The organism is uncultured Alistipes sp. (assembly GCF_949296715.1).
Classification (GTDB): Bacteria; Bacteroidota; Bacteroidia; order Bacteroidales; family Rikenellaceae; genus Alistipes.
The window spans coordinates 1-18,653 of record NZ_CASFQD010000048.1; the positions used below are offsets into that span (position 1 = coordinate 1).

Below are 18,653 nucleotides of genomic sequence, written 5' to 3' on the forward strand. Positions count from 1 at the left end.
ACAACATTTTAAGGACTTCGTAAAGTGGTATCTTTTTCTGAATAGCAATGATGGAATTATTATGAAAAACAAATGACCAGAATCATACGATTCTGGTCATTTGTTCTAATATAATACCAACCAATTTTGGCATCATTACCCGAAAAAAACTCCCGACCCTTTCCCGGGTCGGGAGTTTTTCGTTGCCGCAGGGCGGACGGTCTGTCGTTACGAGCGCACCTGGGCGCCGCACTGCTGCTCGAACTGCCGCGTGAGGTTGGCCATCACGCGCTCGATGGTCTTGTCGTCGAGCGTGCGCGTCTTGTCCTCGAGGATGAAGCTCAAGGCGTAGGACTTCTTGCCTGCGGGGAGCTTGTCGCCCTCGTAGACGTCGAAGAGCGAGACGCTCTTGAGCAGCTTGCGCTCGGCGGCAAGTGCGACGCTGCGCAGCGTCGCGAAGGTGACGTCGCGGTCGACGAGCAGCGCCAGGTCGCGCTTCACCTCGGGGAACTTCGAGAGCTCCTCGGCCGCAATGCGGTGCTTCTTCGTCGAGCGCACCAGCGCGTCGAAGTTCATCTCGAGGTAGTAGACCTCCTGCTTGACGTCGGTCAGGCGGCGGAGCTTGCCGCTGACGACACCGATCTGCAACAGTTCCTTGCCGTTGAGCGACATCGTGAGCCCCTCGCCGAAGAGATCGCTCTGCGTCGGCTCGCTCTTGAGCGCATAGATGTCGATGCCGAAGCGGCGCAGCAGCTTCTCGGCCACGGCACGCAGCGTGAAGAACGACGCCTTCTCGGGCTTCGCGTTCCACGACTGCGGCATTGCGATGCCCGTCACGGCGATGGCGAGCCGGTACTCCTCCGAATAGGCCGCCAAGCGGTTCTCCTCCGAGCGCTTCGCCTCGTCGTAGAAGTAGCAGTTGCCGAACTCGTAGAGCTTCAGGTCGCCGTTCTTGCGGTTGGCGTTCAGGCAGACGGCCTCCAGCATGTTGAACAGCAACGTCTGGCGCAGGACGTTCAGGTCGGCGCTCAACGGATTGAGGATGCGCACGCAGTGCTCGGGCGGGCAGGCGGCGAGCCCCTCGTAGTAGGCCGCCTTCGTCAGCGAGTTGGACATGATCTCCGTGAATCCGTTGTCGGTCAGGAAGTCGGCCGCAAGGTTCATGAGCTTGCTGCGGTCGGGTTTCGGCGCGTAGGAGAGCGTCGAACGCACGCGCGACGGGATTTCGACGTTGTTGTATCCGTAGATGCGGAGGATGTCCTCGATCAGGTCGGCCTCGCGCTGCACGTCGACGCGGTAGGGCGGCACGGCAACGGTCAGGCGGCCCTGCTCTTCGGAGAGAATCTTCACGTCGAGCGCCGCGAGGATCGTGCGCACGGTCTTCTGGGGAATCTCCTTGCCGATGAGCGCGTTGATGCGCGCGAACGAGACGTCGAAGACGAAATCGGCGGCCGGCACGGGGCAGATGTCCGTAATCTCGCTCGAAATGGTGCCGCCGGCCAGCTCCTTCATCAGCAGCGCGGCGCGTTTGGCGGCGTAGACCTGCAGGTTGGGGTCGATGCCGCGCTCGAAGCGGAACGACGAATCGGTGTTCAGGCCGAAGCGCTTGGCCGTCTTGCGCACCCACACGGGATTGAAGTAGGCGCTCTCGATGAAGACGTCGGTCGTCGTCTCGCTGATGCCCGAATCGAGGCCGCCGAAGACGCCGGCGATGCACATCGGGCGCTCGGCCGAGCAAATCATCAGGTCCTTGTCCGTGAGCTTGCGCTCCACGCCGTCGAGCGTCACGAAGGGCGTACCCTCGGCGCAGGTGCGGACCACGACCTCGCGGCCCTCGATCTTCGCGGCGTCGAAGGCGTGCAGCGGCTGCCCGAGCTCGAAGAGCACGAAGTTGGTGATGTCGACCAGGTTGTTCTTGGGGTTGATGCCCGCGGCCCGCAGGCAGTTCTGCATCCACTCGGGCGAGGGGCCGATCTTGCAGCCCGAGACCGTGACGCCCACATAGCGGGGGCAGGCCTCGTGGTTCTCGACGCGGATCGCGACGGGCAGGTCGTGGTTGTCCACGGCGAAGGCCGAGACGTCGGGCCACTTCACCTCCGCCCGCTCGCCGCGGCTGCGCAGGTAGGCCGCCAGGTCGCGCGCCACGCCGATGTGCGACGCGGCATCCACACGGTTGGGCGTCAGGCCGACCTCGATCAGGTAGTCGTCCTCGACACGGAGGTACTCCCTGGCCGCCATGCCGACGGGCGCGTCGGCCGCAAGCTCCATGATGCCGTCGTGCGACGAGCCGATGCCCAGCTCGTCCTCGGCGCAGAGCATGCCGAGCGACTCGACGCCGCGGATCTTCGACCGTTTGATCTTGAACTCCTCGTCGCCGCCGTTGGGGTAGAGCACCGCGCCGACCGTGGCGCACAGCACCTTCAGTCCCGCGCGGCAGTTGGGTGCGCCGCAGACGATCTGCAGCGGCTCGCCCGCGCCGACGTCGACCGTCGTGACATGCAGGTGGTCCGAGTCGGGATGGTCCGTGCAGGTCACGACCTCGCCGACCACCACGCCCTGAAGGCCGCCCTTGACGGTCTCGATCTTCTCGAAGCCCTCGACCTCGAGGCCTATATCGGTCAGAATGCGGGCCACCTCCTCGGCCGGAAGGTCCGTTTCGATGTAGCGTTTGAGCCAGTTGTACGAAATATTCATATCGTTGAGTTTATGTATTTGCTAAAATCGAACAAAGATAGGAAAAATTCCGCACTTTGTCCACTTTTGCGCCGATAATCGGGCATACCCGTCCCGGGCGGCCCGCGCATCAGCGCGACCCGAGCCAGAGGAAGACCATGCCGACGAGGATGAAGGCCAGGTCGACGGCTTTCGAGCGGAGGTTGCGCTCGTGGAAGAGCGCCGCGCCGCACAGGAACGAGATGACGACCGAGCCGCGGCGGATCATCGAGACGACCGAAATCATCGCATCCTCCTCCTGCAGGGCGAGCAGGTAGGCGAAGTCGGCCAGCGTCAGGAAAACCGAGATGAGCGGGATGGCCCAGCTCCAGTGGAACGGCGTGGTCGTGCGCCGCTTGGGCCACCAGAGCAGCGCCACGACCGCCGACATCATCACCAGCTGGTAGAAGTTGTACCAGCTCTGCACGAAGACGGCGTCGAGACGCGACATGATGTACTTGTCGTAGAGGCCGCTCACGGCACCCGTCAGGGCGGCCAGCGCGACGAAGAGAATCCAGAGGTTGTGGCGGAAGTCGACCCCTTCGCGGCGGCTCGAACGGCTCAACAGGAAGAGCGAGACGAGCGCCAGCACGACACCGGTCCACTGCCAGGCGTTGAGCCGCTCGCCGAAGAGCAGCATCGCACCGACGAGCACCATGACCGGGCGCGTGGCATTGATCGGCCCGACGATCGTGATGGGCAGGTGCTTGATGCCGAAGTATCCGAATATCCACGATGTGAGCACGATGGCCGACTTCAGCACAACCAGTCCGTGAGCCTGCGCCGTGCCGGGTTCGCAGGCCAGCAGCGTGCCGTCGAACCAGCCCAGCCCGCACTCGGCGGAGAGAATCGCCGGAACGAAGAACAGCGTGGAAAACAACGTATTAAGCAGTAGCACCGGAAGTACGGCATTATCCGTCAGGGCCTTCTTCTTGGCGGCATCGTACAACCCCAGCAGCGCTGCGGAGGTGAAGGCAAGCGTCAACCACATGGGCGTCAGAGTTCGTCGCTGTAGACGGCGCCGGGCAGGTCGTGGAGGTTGTAGCGCGAGGCCATCGACATGCCGTAGGCCCCGGCCGACTTGATCGCCAGCAGATCGCCGCGCCGCGTCTTGCGCAGGCTCACGTTCTCGTCGAAGACGTCCGTCGATTCGCAGGCCGTGCCGACGATCGTATATTTGTCGCGCCCCTCCTCCTCGGAGGTGATGTTCTCGATGTTGTGGTACGAGCCGTAGAGCGCCGGGCGGATCAGCTCGGTCATCGAGGCGTCGACGATCACCAGCTTGCGGCCCGTGGCCGTCGTCTTGTTGAAGAGCACCCGCGTGATGAGCTCGCCGCACTCGGCGACGATCGAACGCCCGAACTCGAAGTGCACCTCGCGCTCGCCGACCGAGAGGTGGTTGCGGATGATCGAGAAGAGCGACGCGAAGTTGGGGATGGGCTCGTTCTCGGGCACGTCGTAGTTGACGCCCAGACCGCCGCCCACATCCACGAAGCGGAACGTGAAGCCGAGCTTCTCGAGATTCGCCACGATGACGTTGACCTTGTCGCACATGTTCTCGAAGACGTGCAGCTCGCGGATCTGCGACCCGATGTGGAGGTGTATGCCGATGATGTTGATATGCTTGAGCGCCTTGATCTCGTCCGCATGTTCAAGCACCTCCTCATACGAGATGCCGAACTTCGAGTCGGCCTGTCCCGTATCGATGCAGTGGTTCGTCTTGGGGTCGATGTCGGGGTTGATGCGCAGCGCCACGTCCGTCACGCGGCCCGCCTCTGCCGAGAAGCCGTCGACGACGTGCAGCTCCTCGATCGACTCGCAGTTGATCGCCAGGATGCCCTGCTCGATGGCGTAGCGCAGCTCCTTGTCTCGCTTACCGACACCGGCATAGACGATGCCCTTCGGATCGAAGCCCGCCTCGACGGCCTTGCGCAGCTCGTTGCCGCTCGCGCAGTCGATGCCCAGGCCGTATTCGCGGATGATCGCCAGCAGGTGGTCGTCGTAGTTGGCCTTGATGGCGTAGTGGACCTTGTAACCGTATTTGTTCGACTCGTAGACGACGCTTTCGAGTGTCTGGCGCAGCAGCGCCGTATCATACAAATAAAAAGGGGTCTCGTAACCCCGCAGTCTGGATGCGATTTGTCTGCTTAACATCTTTTTTCAACCTTTTAACCTAACCGAATGAGGACGCAAAGATAAGATATTCGGAACAAAACGACAAATCGGAAAGCGCGGCGAAAGGCCCGGAATCCGATTTTTTTCGTATATTTGCGCACATTTTCACGCGAGGAACATGAAAAACATCCGCAATTTCTGCATCATAGCCCACATCGACCACGGGAAGAGCACCCTTGCCGACCGCCTGCTCGAAAAGACCAACACGCTGAACCAGCGTGAAATGCAGGCACAGGTACTTGACGACATGGAGCTCGAGCGCGAAAAGGGCATCACCATCAAGAGCCACGCCATCCAGATGGAATACACGGCCCGCGACGGCGAGCGCTACACGCTCAACCTGATCGACACGCCGGGACACGTCGACTTCTCCTACGAGGTCTCGCGCGCCATCGCCTCGTGCGAGGGGGCGCTGCTGGTCGTCGACGCGACGCAGGGCATCCAGGCGCAGACGATCTCGAACCTCTACCTGGCCCTGGGGCACGACCTGGAGATCATCCCCGTGCTGAACAAGATCGACATGGAGTCGGCGATGATCGACGAGGTGAAGGACCAGGTCATCGACCTGATCGGCTGCCGGGAGGAGGAGATCCTGCTCGCCTCGGGCAAGACCGGCGCCGGCATCGAGGAGGTACTCGAGGCCATCGTGCAGCGCATCCCGGCTCCCGAAGGCGACGAGACGGCGCCGCTGCAGGCGCTGATCTTCGACTCGGTGTTCAACCCCTTCCGGGGCATCATCGCCTATTTCCGCGTCTTCAACGGCACGATCCGCAAGGGCGACCACGTCAAGTTCTTCAACACGGGCAGCGAGTACGACGCCGACGAGGTGGGCGTGCTGAAGCTCAAGATGCAGCCGCGCGACGAAATCCGTGCCGGCGACGTGGGATACATCTGCTCGGGCATCAAGACCTCGTCCGACGTGAAGGTCGGCGACACGATCACCTCGGTGGCCAACCCCGCGCAGGAGGCCATCGCAGGCTTCGAGGATGTCAAGCCGATGGTCTTCGCGGGCGTCTATCCCGTCGAGGCGGACCAGTACGAGGACCTGCGCGCTTCGCTCGAGAAGTTGCAGCTCAACGACGCCTCGCTGACCTTCGAGCCCGAGAGCTCGCTGGCACTCGGCTTCGGCTTCCGCTGCGGATTCCTCGGCCTGCTGCACATGGAGATTATCCAGGAGCGCCTCTACCGCGAGTTCGACATGGACGTCATCACCACGGTGCCGAACGTCTCCTACCGCATCACGACGACGCAGGGCGCGCAGCTCGAGGTCCACAACCCCTCGGGGCTTCCCGAGATCACGAAGATCGCCAAGATCGAGGAGCCCTACATCCTCGCGCAGATCATCACCAAGTCGGAGTTCCTGGGCAACGTCATCAAGCTCTGCATCGACAAGCGCGGCGTGATGAAGAACCAGACCTTCATCACGCAGGACCGCGTGGAGGTGAACTTCGACATGCCCCTCTCGGAGATCGTCTTCGACTTCTACGACAAGCTCAAGAGCATCTCGAAAGGGTATGCCTCGTTCGACTACCACCGCACGGGCTACGAACTCTCGAAACTCGTCAAGCTGGACATCCTGCTCAACGGCGAGCCGGTCGACGCCCTCTCGTCGCTCACCTATGCGGACCACGCCTACGACTTCGGCCGCAAGATGTGCGAGAAGCTCAAGGAGCTGATTCCGCGCCAGCAGTTCGACATCGCCATCCAGGCAGCCATCGGCGCCAAGATCATCGCCCGCGAGACGGTGAAGGCCGTGCGCAAGGACGTGACGGCCAAGTGCTACGGCGGCGACATCTCGCGAAAGCGCAAGCTGCTCGAGAAGCAGAAGAAGGGCAAGAAGCGCATGCGCCAGATCGGCAACGTCGAGGTGCCGCAGTCGGCATTCCTCGCGGTATTAAAAATGGACTGACATGAAGAAAACCATCATCGACCTGTTCGAGAGCTCCGTCGAGAAGTACGGGGCCAAAACCTTCCTGCTCGAGAAGCGCCACCACAAGTTCGAGCCCACGACCTACGCCGAGACACGCGAGTTGGCCCTCGAAACCGGTGCGGGTCTGGCCGCCATCGGCATCCGCCCCAAGGACAAGGTCGCCATCCTGTCGGAGGGAAGCAACGCATGGATCATCTCCGAGCTGGGCCTCTTCTACGCAGGTGCGATCAGCGTGCCGCTGTCGGTCAAGCTCGAGGAGGCGAACGACCTGCTCTTCCGCCTGCGGCACGCCGAGGTGCGGGCGATCTTCGTGTCGAAATACCAGCTGCCGAAAATCCGCCGCATCCGCGCCGAGCTGCCCGAGCTCGAGCACATCATCGTGCTGGGCCATATTCCGCTCGAACCGGGCGAAACGGCCTACGGCACGCTCAAGCGGCTGGGCCGCGACTACCTGTCGAAGCACCGCCCGGAGTTCCTCGCCATCGGACAGTCGATCCGCAACGAGGACTACGCGACAATCACCTATACGTCCGGCACGACGGCCGATCCGAAGGGCGTCGTGCTGACGCACCGCAACTACACGGCCAACGTCGAGCAGTCGCTCTCGCGCATCGACATCCCGTCGTACTACCGCACGCTCATCATCCTGCCGCTCGACCACTGCTTCGCCCACGTCGTAGGCTTCTACATCATGATTGCCTGCGGCGCGTCGGTCGCCACGGTGAAGGTCGGCGCCACGCCCATGGAGACGCTCAAGAACATCCCGCAGAACATCCGCGAGGTGCAGCCGCACTTCCTGCTCTCGGTCCCGGCGCTGGCCAAGAACTTCCGCAAGAACATCGAGAGCTCGATCCGCGCCAAGGGAGCCTTCACCGAGCGGCTCTTCCGCCTGGCACTCCGCACGGCCTACGCCTACAACGCCGACGGATACCGCCGCGGCACGGGGTGGCGCCTGCTGCTCAAGCCCTTCGTCGCACTCTTCGACGCCGTGCTCTTCCGCAAGGTCCGTGCAGGCTTCGGCGGCTGCCTGCGCTTCTTCGTCGGCGGCGGGGCCCTGCTCGACGCCGAGCTGCAACGCTTCTTCTATGCCATCGGCATCCCGATGTTCCAGGGCTACGGGCTCTCGGAGGCGACACCCGTCATCTCGACCAACTCGCCCAAATACCACTGGCACCGCTTCGGCTCGTCGGGCAAGATTCTCATCCCGCTCGAGCTGAAGATTGTCGACGAGGAGGGGCGCGAACTTCCGCGCGGCGAGAAGGGCGAGATTGTCATCCGCGGCGAGAACGTCATGGCGGGCTACTGGAAGAACCCCGAAGCGACGGCCGAGACCGTGCGCGACGGCTGGCTCCACACGGGCGACATGGGCTACGTCTCACAAGACGAGTTCCTCTACGTGCTGGGACGCTTCAAGAGCCTGCTCATCGCCTCGGACGGCGAGAAATACAGTCCCGAGGGGATGGAGGAGTCGATCGTGAGCAACTCGCCCTACATCGACCAGATCATCATCCACAACAACCAGAGCCCCTTCACGGGTGCCATCGTCGTACCGAACGGCGAGGCGCTGCGCCGCGAGCTGGAGGCCCGGGGCGTCGCACCCGAAGAGCGGGCCGCAGCGGCCGCCGACCTGCTCGGCGCCGAAATCGACCGCTACCGTGCGGGCGGAGACCATGCCGGGGAGTTCCCCGAGCGGTGGCTGCCTGCAGGACTGGCGATCGTCGACGAGGCCTTCACCGAGCAGAACGGGCTGGTCAACAGCACAATGAAGATCGTGCGCAGCAAGGTCGAGGAACACTTCCGCACCCGGCTGGAGTACCTCTATACGGCCGAGGGCAAGGCGCTGCGCAACCCCGAGAATCTGGCCTCGCTGAAAAAAATCGTAGGCTGATGCAAAAAATCGGCCTGCAAAAAGTTGAAAAATCAAAAAAGCGGAGTATCTTTGTACTCCGAATGCGGAAATAGCTCAGTCGGTAGAGCATCAGCTTCCCAAGCTGAGGGTCACGGGTTCGAATCCCGCTTTCCGCTCACGAAAGAGGAGAGGCCGCAAGGTTTCTCCTCTTGTTTTATTTTCCAGATACACAGGGATTCGCTGCCCGTGACCCTCACCGCCCCTTTCAGGGGCCGGGGGTGTCAACAAAATTGCCCGCTCGGGCGCAGCACGAGTGCGAATCCCGTTTTCCGCTCACGAAAGAGGAGAGGCCGCGAGGTTTCTCCTCTTGTCTTATTTACCAGATACCCAGGGATTCGCTGCCCGTGACCCTCTCCGCCCCTTTCAGGGGCCGGGGGTGTCGACAAAATCACCCGCTCGGGCGCAGCACGAGTGCGAATCCCGCTTTCCGCTCACAGACAAAACACTCTCCACATACAACGGAGAGTGTTTTTTATTCGAAACGAAACGAGCCGCAACAGTCGAGCGAATAATATTTCCCGGCAGATGTTGTCAAATAGTTGTCAAAAAATTATCCGACAGGAAGCCACAACGCAGGCTCTCGCGTGGCGGACATAAAACCTGTACAGTCGTCCGTCTGGAGGATTATCCTGTTTCGACCGAAACGGTAATCGGAACCGGTCTTTCATTTTTTAGGATATTCGCCCGTTTCTCGCTACTTTTACATGCCAAAACCAATCGGAATGGAAATACGTCTGAAAGCGGGAGCCGGATTTCCGAACCGGCTGCTCTATACGCTGGCCGTCATCGCCGGGGTCTCGGTCGCCAACCTCTACTACAACCAGCCGCTGCTCGACATGATCCGGCAGGAGCTCGGCACCACGACCCTGGCCGCCAACCACATCGCCCTCTTCTCGCAGTGCGGATACGCCCTCGGACTGCTCTTCCTCATTCCGCTCGCCGACCTGCGCAGCCGTCGGCGCATCCTGCTTGCCGACTTCACGCTGCTGATCCTCGCCCTGCTGGCCACGGCGACGGCGCCCGACATCGGCGTGCTGCACGTCAGTTCGTTCGTCATCGGCGTCTGCTCCGTCGTGCCGCAGTTCTTCATCCCCTTCGCCGCGCAGTACTCGCGCCCCGAAAACAAGAACCGCAACGTGGGCATCATCCTCTCGGGGCTGCTCACGGGCATCCTCGCCTCGCGCGTCGTCAGCGGCGCCGTCGGCGAGTGGCTCGGCTGGCGCGAGATGTACTATATCGCCACGGGCATGATGCTCGTCTGCGCCGTGCTCGTCTTCCGCATCCTGCCCGACGAGAAGCCCAACTTCACGGGCAGCTACGCCGCGCTCATGCGCTCGCTCTTCACGCTGCTGAAGCAGTACCCGCTGCTGCGGCTGCACTCCGTGCGCGCCGCACTCGCCTTCGGCTCGTTCATGGGTTTCTGGGCCACGCTCGCCTTCAAGATGGCGCAGGAGCCCTTCCATGCGGGCAGCGACGTGGTGGGGATGCTCGGGCTGTGCGGCATCGCCGGAGCCGTGACGGCCTCCTTCATCGGGAAATACATCGCCCGGCTGGGCGTCTACCGCTTCAATTGCTTCGGGGCGCTGCTGCAGCTGGCCGCCTGGGGGCTCTTCGCCGCGGGCGGCGACCACTACGGGCCGATCATCGGGGGTATCCTGCTCGTCGACATCGGCATGCAGTGCATCCAGTTGAGCAACCAGGCGCCGCTGTTCGAGCTCTGCCCGTCGGCCGCCAACCGGATCAACACGATCTTCATGAGCTGCTACTTCATCGGCGGCTCGCTCGGCACGCTGCTCTCGGGCACGGCCTGGGTGCTCTTCGGCTGGTCGGGCGTCGTGGGGACCGGAGCCCTGCTCACCGCTCTGTCGCTCATCATCACACTCGTTGCCAAACGATAGGGTAGTCCGCTGCCGCACTCCGCAATAAGCCCTGCCGGCCGCTGCGCCGCATATCCGCCCCGCCTCACATCACGCATTCACGCCACCGCACAACAAATCCGGCCGGCCGCAGTCCGAAGCTGCAACCGGCCGGGGTCTTGTAAGGCGGCAAGTCTATTGCAGTTTGCCGTACTCCTCATCCGTGACGGGTTCGAGCCACTCGTTCGACGTCTTGTCGCCCGGCACCTCGAAGGCCAGATGGGCGAACCAGCTGTCGGCCGCGGCGCCGTGCCAGTGCTTCACGCCGGCCGGGATGTGGATCACCGTGCCCGGAAGAATCTCCACGGCGGCCTTGCCCTCCTCCTGGTACCATCCGCGCCCGGCCACACCGATGAGCATCTGTCCGCCGCCCTTTTCGGCGTGGTGGATGTGCCAGTTGTTGCGGCAGCCCGGCTCGAAGGTCACGTTCGAGACGGCGACCTGCTCGCGCGAGACGGGAGCCAGGTAGCTGTTGCCGGTGAAATACTGCGCGTAGGCCGTGTTGGGCTCGCCGACGGGGAAAATCATCTGCCGCTGGAAGGCCGCCCGGGCATCCTCACCCGTCGTATCTCCGGCCCATACCTCTTTGGCCAGCCGGAACGCCGCCCATGCCTTGGGCCATCCGGCGTAGAAGCCGATGTGGGTGATGATCTCGGCAATCTCCGTGCGGGTGATGCCGTTCTGCCGGGCCGTCTGCAGGTGGTAGGTCAGCGACGAGTCGGTGATTCCCTGACTGATGAGCGACGTGATCGTCACCAGGCTGCGGTCGCGCAGCCCGAGGAGGTCGGTGCGGCTCCACACCTCGCCGAAGAGGACATCGTCGTTCAGTTCCGCAAATTTCGGGGCGAAGTCGCCCAGCTGGTCGCGGCCGGCCGTCTGTTTGGTTTTTTCCTGTGCCATGATCGTTGTTGTGTTAAGTGCCAATGCGACGAGCGCAAGCATGAATCGTCTCTTCATATCGTTCGCGGTTCGTTGGTTTGCGTTTGCGTTTCCGATACAAAGGTACGCCACGGCCGCCGGCCGGAGTTATACGTTTTACGGGGGTTTCTACCCGAATCCATGTTTTGCGCGCCGCCGCACGCGCCGCGCGGGAGGGATCACGCGTGCAGGCGGTAGCCGACGCCCCGGGCGTTGACGATCTGCACCGACGGATCGGCGGCCAGCAGGCGGCGCAGGCGCGTGATGAAGACATGCAGGCTCCGGGCGTTGAAGAAGGTGTCGTCGCCCCAGATGCGCTGCAGGATCAGCTGCGTCGGGACGATCTCGCCCATGCGCTCGCACAGCATCTCGAGCACCCCGGCCTCGCGGGCCGAGAGCTCGCGCACGTGCACGCCGTCCGCGAGGGTCTGCCGCTCTGGATCGAACTGAAAGCGGCCGACGGCGTAGTGCACCCCGGCGGCGGGCCGTGCCGCGCGGCTGCGCCCGACGAGCGACCGGACGCGCACGACCAGCTCGCTCATGGCAAAGGGCTTACGCAGGTAGTCGTTGCCGCCCGTCTCGAAGCCGCGCACCACATCCTCGGCCGCCGAACGGGCCGAGAGGAAGAGGATCGGCACGTCGTCCGAGCGGCGGCGCAGCGCCTCGGCAAAGGTGTAGCCGTCCATGCCGGGCATCATGATGTCGGTCACGACGACGTCGGGCCGGCAGGCGTCGAAGCGCCGCAGCCCCTCGACGCCGTCGTAGGCTACCGTGACGTCGAACTCCCGTTCGCCGAGCGTGTCGGCGATGATGTCGGCCAGTGTCCGCTCGTCCTCGACGAGCAGCATGCGGATCTTATCGTTCTTCATCGGGCAGAATCAGTGTGAAGGTCGAACCGCGGCCCGGAGCGCTCTCCACCGTAATTTCGCCGCCGTGTTTGCGGGCGATCAGCCGCACATAGTAGAGCCCCAGTCCGAATCCCTTGACGTCGTGGCGGTCTCCGGTCGGCACGCGGTAGAATTTTTCGAAGATGTGGGCCTGCGCTGCGCGGTCGATGCCGATGCCGTCGTCCGCGACGCGCAGCTCGACCCCTTTTGCAGTGCGCCGGGCCGTGAGGAGGACCGACACCCGTTCGCCCGAATATTTCAGCGCGTTGTCCACCAGGTTGTCCAGCACGTGCCCGAGGTGGAAGCGGTCGGCCGTCACCGCGATGTCCGCCGGCTCGACCCGCACCGTGATCTCGGCCCGGCCGCGGGCCTTCATCCGGAATTTCGCCGCCGTCTCGTCGAGCAGCGCTCCGAGTGCAAAGCGCTCGCGGCGGAGCGTGAACTCCTCGCGCTCCTCGACGCTCATCGTCAGGATGCGCTGCACCATGCCGCCCAGCGCGGCCAGCTGTTCGCGGATGACCTTAAGGTACCTCTCCCGCCGCGCCGGGTCGTCGGCCGCCCCGAAGTCGAGCAGGGCGTCGTTCGCGGCGTTGGCCACGGCGATCGGGGTCTTCAGTTCGTGGGTGATGTTGTGCGTCAGGTCGAGGCGCATCTCTTCGAGCGTCTTTTGCCGGAAGAGCGTGCGCAGCAGGTAGATCAGCGCCCCGGCCACGGCCGCAAGCATCAGGAGCGACGAGCCGATCACTCCGGCCATGTCGCGCAGGAGCTGCCGGTCGGGGTTCTCGATGCGCAGGCGGAAGAGCAGCTCGTCGTCGGTCGTGAGCGGCGTCGTGAAGACCAGCGGGTCCGCAAGCCGCAACGAGTCGTTGCGCGCCGTGAGGACCACCTCCTCGTCCGCAAGCGGACGTGTGGAGAAAAGCCGTGCCGACGAGGCCGTATCGGCCTGTCCCCGCACGACATCCACCTTGTGGGGCAGGTCGATGCCCGCAGCCCGCAGGTTACACGTGAGCAGCGAGTCGTAGCGCGCCATGTTAAGCCGCAGGACATAGACCGACGGGATGCGGATCTCCTGCCGAATGTGGCGGGTCGTTTCGCCGTCCGAGATGCTGATGTCGTGGTGGACCGTGTCGGCGGCCGTTTGGGGAACGAAGGTGATGCTCTTGCCCGCGCCGGAGAGGTTCTTTACCGAAATCTCCTGAATCATGTCCACCTGGATCGAGTCGATGTTCCCCGACGAGGAGAAGGTGATTTGGCTGCGGTGCCCGGAGGGTTTGTTGCCCAGCAGCAGGTCGTCGTAGGCGGCGCGCGTCATGGCCTGCATCACCTGCCGCGAGAACTCGCGCCGGCGGTCGCGGTACATGCCCGCAAGGCTCCACGCCTGCACGGCGACGAGTACCGCCAGCGTGACGGTAACCAGAAGCGATATGCGGCCGAAGCGACGTTTGTTCATTCCGATGCGGCGTTTTGTGCGAAACAAAGGTACGCATAAAAACGCCACGGTCGACGGCGTTAAGACTATTTAACATTCGTTAACGGAGCGTTAACCATCGCCTGCCGGATTTCGTGCGACCTTTGTCATCGGAACAAAAACCGATATACACCATGAAAAAAATCTTTGTCATCACCCTGGCCGCCCTTGCGGCCTCGATCTGCGCGGTACAGGCGCAGCAGACCATTGTTTCCTATACGACCGACGGCGTCACGACCTTCGATACGGTCGAGCAGCCCGGCGACGTGCTCGACACGACGCGCTTTGTCGTCAGCTACCGCATGCTCTACCATCAGCGGCCCGAAAACGACGACCCGATGGAAGACCTCCTGCTGCTCCAGGTCGGGCACAACGTCACGAAATGCTACTCCTACAAGACCTGGCAGACCGACTCGCTCGTGCGCGTCACGCCGCCCGAGCAGGTGATGGCCAACCTCGGAAGTTTCCACGGCGGCGTGAAGGACATCCTCTTCCGCGACCAGGCGGCCGGCCGGCTGACCCACACCGACCAGATCGGCATGGACCACCTGCTCTACACCGAGCCGCTGCCCGACTGCGGTTGGGAACTTACGGACGGCGAGCGGACGATCCTCGGCTATGCCTGCCGCCGGGCCACCTGCACCTTCCGCGGCCGCAACTACGAGGCGTGGTACGCCCCCGAAATTGCCGTGAGCGGCGGGCCGTGGAAGTTCGGCGGGCTGCCGGGGCTGATCCTTGCCGTGAAGGACGATGCCGGGGTGCTCGACCTGGAAGCCACGGGCGTGGAACAGCGCGTCGAGCCCATCCGCATGACCAAGCGCAACTACATGAAAACCAGCCGTAAAAAATACAGCGAGCTCAAGCAGAAGATAATGACCGATCCGGTCGGTTATCTCACGGGCAACTCCAACGTGCGGATGACCGTCAAGAACGAGGACGGCACGCCCCTCAATCCGGGCGACCTCGTGCGCGGCTACAACCCGATCGAACTCGAATAACCCGCAGCGTCGCATGAAGTGGATTGCATTTCTCATTGTCCTGCTGGGAATTTCCGTCACGGCATCGGCACAGGAGCTGACGGGCCGGGTCGTGGATGCCGCGGACGGACGTCCCATCGCCGGAGCCATCGTGCTGGCGGCCGACAGCACGGGCCGGCAGGCGGGCTATACGACCTCGGGAGCAGACGGCACCTACCGCCTGACGCCGCGTGCGGGGCGGCACGTCGCCCGCATCGAGGTCTCGACGATGGGCTACCGCCGGCAGTCGGTCGCGGCCGCCACGCCGCTCGAAATCGCCATGACGGCTGCGCCGCTGGCCATCCGCGAGGTCGATATCCGCGCACCGCGCCTCACGCTGCGGGGCGACACGGTAAGCTACAACGTCGCGAGCTTCACCGAGGCGCAGGACCGCACGATCGCCGACGTACTGCGCAAGATGCCCGGCATCGAGGTCGAAAAGACGGGCGAAATCCGCTACAACGGCCAGGCGATCAACCGCTTCTACATCGACGGGCTGGACATGCTCGACGGCCGCTACTCTCTGGCGACGAACAACATCGCCCCGCAGGATGTGGCGAGCGTCGAGGTGATGGAGAACCACCAGCCGATCAAGGCCCTGCGCGACATGATCTACAGCGACCGTGCGGCGCTGAACCTCCGCCTGAAGAAGCAGGCCCGGGCACACTGGACCGGCACGCTGCGCGCCGCGGCAGGCGCCTCGACCGACGAGGCGCTCTGGAACGGCTCAGCCTTCGCCATGCGCATCGCCTCGGGCAGCCAGTCGATGTACAACGTCAAGGGCGAGAACACGGGCGGCGACCCGACGGCCGAGCTGCGGCAGTTGAGCGTCGACGACCTGCTCAACGGCGACGCCAACCGCTACGCGACGCCCGAGTGGTTCTCGACGGGGCTCTCCGAGGCGCCGCTCGACGACCGGCGCACGCGGATGAACCGCTCGCTCGCGGCCAGTGCGGACAACCTCTGGAAACTCTCCGACGACTACCAGTTGAGCGCCCACGTCGCCTGCGCCGCCGACCGCACGCAGTCGGACTACGCGGCCCGCACGGTCCGCTACCTGAGCGACGGCGAGCGCATCGAGGAGCTCGGCGAGCAGGCCCGGCTGCGCAACCGCCAGGTCACGGCGCAGGTACGGTTGCAGGCCAACACCGAGCAGGTCTACCTGCGCGAGCGGCTCGCGGCCGACCTTGTCTGGAGCGACTTCCGCTCCCTCGTCTCGGGCAGCTACCCCAACCGGCAGCAGAGTGCGGCGCCCGCCTTCCGTGTGGAGAACGATCTGGACTACATCCGCCGCACGGGACGCCACGCGATGACCGTCACCTCGAACATGCTGTGGCTCACGCAGCCGCAGCAGCTGGACGTCGTGCGCGAGGGCTCCGCACAACGGCAGACGCTCGATGTCGGCCTGCTGCGCATGAACCACAACGCCGCCTGGGACGTGCAGGCCGGCCGCCGCTGGTCGTTCCGCCTCAAAGGGGGCGTTGCGGGCCTGCTGCGCGACTTCGAAAGCACGCTGACGGGCGTCACAACGGATGCAGCGCACGGCGATGCCCGCTTCGGATACATCGGGCTCTACGTGCAGCCCGCCGTCACGTTCCGCACGCCGCGCCTGCGCCTTATGTGCGAACTCCCCGCAACGTGGCGCCACTACCGGTCCGGGCAGCGGCAGGCCGACCTGCCCGTCTGGGACAGTCGGATCATTGCCCGCTGGGAGGTCTCGGCCTACTGGGCTCTCTCGGCCTCGGCATCGACGGGGCAGGCGGCGCCGGACGACGGCCGGATCTATCCCTGCGTGCTGCTGCGCGACTACCGCACGCTCTCCGCGGGCACCTCGTCGCTCGAGCAGGCGTGGCACACCACCTTCTCCGCGGCAGCCAACTACAAGAACCCGCTGAACGGCCTGTTCGCCTACCTCCTGGCGTGGGGCAGCCGGAGCCGCCTGCCGCTGCTCGCCACACAGCGCTTCGAGGGCGACTACCTCGTCGGCGGCTGGACGGAGCAGACGAACAGCGTCACGTCGTGGCAACTCTCGGCGGGCATCAGCAAGAACCTCGACGCCCTGCACGGGCAGGCGGGGCTCGATGCCGCCTTCATGAACGCCGATGCGCAGATGCTGCAGGAGGGGAGCCGCATGCCGTACCGCAACCGGACGCTCGACCTCTCGCCGCGCATCAACTTCCGCTTCGCCCGCTGGATCAACGCCGAATACCGGCTCAACTACCGCTACACGCAGCTGAAGATCGAGGGCTCGGGCGCCTCGGCCCGCCACGCCGCCGACCAGCGGCTGACCGTCAGCCTCTCGCCGACCGAACGCCTCGTCATCCGCCTGACGGGCGAGCACTACTACACACAGCTCTCCGACACACAGTCCAAGCACCTGCTTCTGGCCGACGCGTCGGTAAGCTGGAAGATCGGCGAACGCTGGGAACTTTCGGCCACGGCGGCGAACCTGCTCGGCGAAACGGCCTACGCCTACACGCTCTTCGACGCCTTGAGCTCCTCGTCGTGCCGCTACACGATCCGCCCGCGCGACCTCTACCTCGGCGCCACCTGGCGCTTCTGACCGCCGCCCGGCTGTCCATCTCGGCACAATGCGCACGGGGCAGGCTGTGGGCCTGCCCCGTGCGCGTTGCAACACAGCCGTTGCGGCGTCAGAATTCGATCCGGTAACTGATGTTGGGAATGATGTTCGCCTCGCGTTCGGGCTCCACCTGCCCGGTGAGGTAGTTGTAACGGTGGCCGTAATAGTCCTTGTAACCCGTCAGATTGAGTACCTTCAGCGCAAATTCGTGGGCCACGCGCCGGCGGTTGATCCGGTAGCTGACGGTCAGGTGCGCCAGCAGCGCGGGCTCCAGCCGCCGGGTGAAGGGGCGGCTCTCGTCGTACACCGCCTCGCGGCGCGCCGCCGAGGCCTCCGGATCGACGGGCGAATAACGCTCGCCGCCCTGAAGGGTCACCCGACCGCTGATACCCAGCGGATTGCGGCGGCTGCGCCCCAGCATCCACTCCTTGCCCGCCAGCAGGTTCAGGACGTAATGGCGGTTGTAACGCGTGTCGTACCACGCCCCGCCGGCCGTGCGGTAGCGCGCATCGAAGAGCGAAGCGGTCGCCAGGTAGTAGAATCCGCGCGACATGAAGCGCTCGAAGGTGATGTCCACGCCGTAGTTCAGCCCCCGCCCGGCGTTGGACAGCCGCTCGGCGAGAAACCAGTCGTCACCGCCCTGCAGGTTGATGAACGAGAAGGTCGTTCCCGGAATGACCGGCACGTCGTAGAGGTACTGGACGTAGGGTTCGACCCGCAGGTGGCGGTCCGTGCCCATCTGCCAGTCCCAGGCAAGCGACAGATGGTGGGCCTTCGTGAAGCCGAGGTCGCGGTTGACCCGCTCGCCGTCGACCTGCGTAAAGTAGTAGTTCAGCATCTCCAGCCGGCTGTGCAGGCCGTAGGCCAGTGCCAGCGAGTGGTCGGGCGCAGCCTGCCACTTCACGCTCACGCGCGGCTCCAGCGTCCAACGGCCGTTGAGCGTGAACCACTGCGCATGAAGCCCTGCGCCCACCTCCCAGCGCGGCGACAGCCGCACGACCGAAGTCGTATAGAAGGCCAGCAGGGCGCTCATGCCCGTCTCGTCGGTCAGCGTCTGCAACTCTCCGTCGCGTGCCGGGGCGTCCTGCATGAACTGGTCGTAGCGCAGCCCCGTCAGCCGGATGCCCGTGCGGTTCGTGTGGCGCTCGCCCAGGCGGCTCTG

General features: G+C 64.2%; 12 protein-coding genes and 1 tRNA gene. 6 read left to right on the forward strand and 7 right to left on the reverse strand.

Annotated elements, in window-relative coordinates:
- Positions 1-207 precede the first annotated feature (207 nt).
- The 3 genes from pheT to lysA all read right to left on the reverse strand — a co-directional run bounded on the left by pheT (position 208) and on the right by lysA (position 4,845).
- The gene (gene pheT, locus Q1Y33_RS07140; protein WP_300799056.1) at positions 208-2,673 is read right to left on the reverse strand and encodes a phenylalanine--tRNA ligase subunit beta; all 2,466 of its coding nucleotides are present in this window, start codon (positions 2,671-2,673) and stop codon (positions 208-210) included.
- 109 nt (positions 2,674-2,782) lie between these two features.
- Positions 2,783-3,682 (reverse strand): DMT family transporter, encoded by a 900-nt coding sequence (locus Q1Y33_RS07145; RefSeq protein ID WP_300799057.1) that lies wholly within the window; start codon positions 3,680-3,682, stop codon positions 2,783-2,785.
- A 5-nt stretch (positions 3,683-3,687) separates the two neighbouring features.
- Entirely contained in the window at positions 3,688-4,845 is a 1,158-nt protein-coding gene (lysA, locus tag Q1Y33_RS07150) for a diaminopimelate decarboxylase (RefSeq protein WP_300799058.1), read from the reverse strand.
- A 139-nt stretch (positions 4,846-4,984) separates the two neighbouring features.
- Here lysA and lepA point away from each other — a divergent pair, with 139 nt between their 5' ends.
- From lepA to Q1Y33_RS07170, 4 genes are all read left to right on the forward strand, one after another.
- Entirely contained in the window at positions 4,985-6,775 is a 1,791-nt protein-coding gene (gene lepA / locus Q1Y33_RS07155) for a translation elongation factor 4 (RefSeq protein ID WP_300799059.1), read from the forward strand.
- A gap of 1 nt (position 6,776) precedes the next feature.
- Positions 6,777-8,684, forward strand: a complete 1,908-nt coding sequence (locus Q1Y33_RS07160; RefSeq protein ID WP_300799060.1) for an AMP-binding protein — start codon at positions 6,777-6,779, stop codon at positions 8,682-8,684.
- A 64-nt stretch (positions 8,685-8,748) separates the two neighbouring features.
- Positions 8,749-8,821, forward strand: a tRNA-Gly gene (locus Q1Y33_RS07165).
- 606 nt (positions 8,822-9,427) lie between these two features.
- Positions 9,428-10,603, forward strand: coding sequence for an MFS transporter (locus tag Q1Y33_RS07170; RefSeq protein WP_300799061.1), 1,176 nt, complete (start codon positions 9,428-9,430; stop codon positions 10,601-10,603).
- A 153-nt stretch (positions 10,604-10,756) separates the two neighbouring features.
- On the opposite strand, the gene Q1Y33_RS07175 is transcribed toward Q1Y33_RS07170, so the two are convergent.
- The 3 genes from Q1Y33_RS07175 to Q1Y33_RS07185 form a co-directional block, all read right to left on the reverse strand.
- Positions 10,757-11,578: a carboxymuconolactone decarboxylase family protein gene (locus Q1Y33_RS07175; RefSeq protein WP_363322803.1), complete on the reverse strand. Its 822-nt coding sequence runs from the start codon at positions 11,576-11,578 to the stop codon at positions 10,757-10,759.
- Positions 11,579-11,718: 140 nt separating this feature from the next.
- Positions 11,719-12,408 (reverse strand): response regulator transcription factor, encoded by a 690-nt coding sequence (locus Q1Y33_RS07180; RefSeq protein WP_300799063.1) that lies wholly within the window; start codon positions 12,406-12,408, stop codon positions 11,719-11,721.
- The gene (locus tag Q1Y33_RS07185) at positions 12,395-13,876 is read right to left on the reverse strand and encodes a HAMP domain-containing sensor histidine kinase (RefSeq protein ID WP_300799064.1); all 1,482 of its coding nucleotides are present in this window, start codon (positions 13,874-13,876) and stop codon (positions 12,395-12,397) included. The genes Q1Y33_RS07180 and Q1Y33_RS07185 overlap by 14 nt, the downstream gene beginning before the upstream one ends.
- A gap of 152 nt (positions 13,877-14,028) precedes the next feature.
- Here Q1Y33_RS07185 and Q1Y33_RS07190 point away from each other — a divergent pair, with 152 nt between their 5' ends.
- Positions 14,029-14,892 (forward strand): GLPGLI family protein, encoded by an 864-nt coding sequence (locus Q1Y33_RS07190; protein ID WP_300799065.1) that lies wholly within the window; start codon positions 14,029-14,031, stop codon positions 14,890-14,892.
- A gap of 13 nt (positions 14,893-14,905) precedes the next feature.
- On the forward strand, positions 14,906-17,473 hold the full coding sequence (locus Q1Y33_RS07195; protein WP_300799066.1) for a TonB-dependent receptor: 2,568 nt from the start codon (positions 14,906-14,908) through the stop codon (positions 17,471-17,473).
- A gap of 88 nt (positions 17,474-17,561) precedes the next feature.
- Here Q1Y33_RS07195 and Q1Y33_RS07200 read toward each other — a convergent pair whose 3' ends face one another.
- Positions 17,562-18,581 carry a TonB-dependent receptor gene (locus Q1Y33_RS07200; RefSeq protein ID WP_363322804.1) on the reverse strand — a complete coding sequence of 340 codons (1,020 nt, stop codon included), beginning with the start codon at positions 18,579-18,581 and terminating at the stop codon, positions 17,562-17,564.
- Positions 18,582-18,653: the final 72 nt, after the last annotated feature.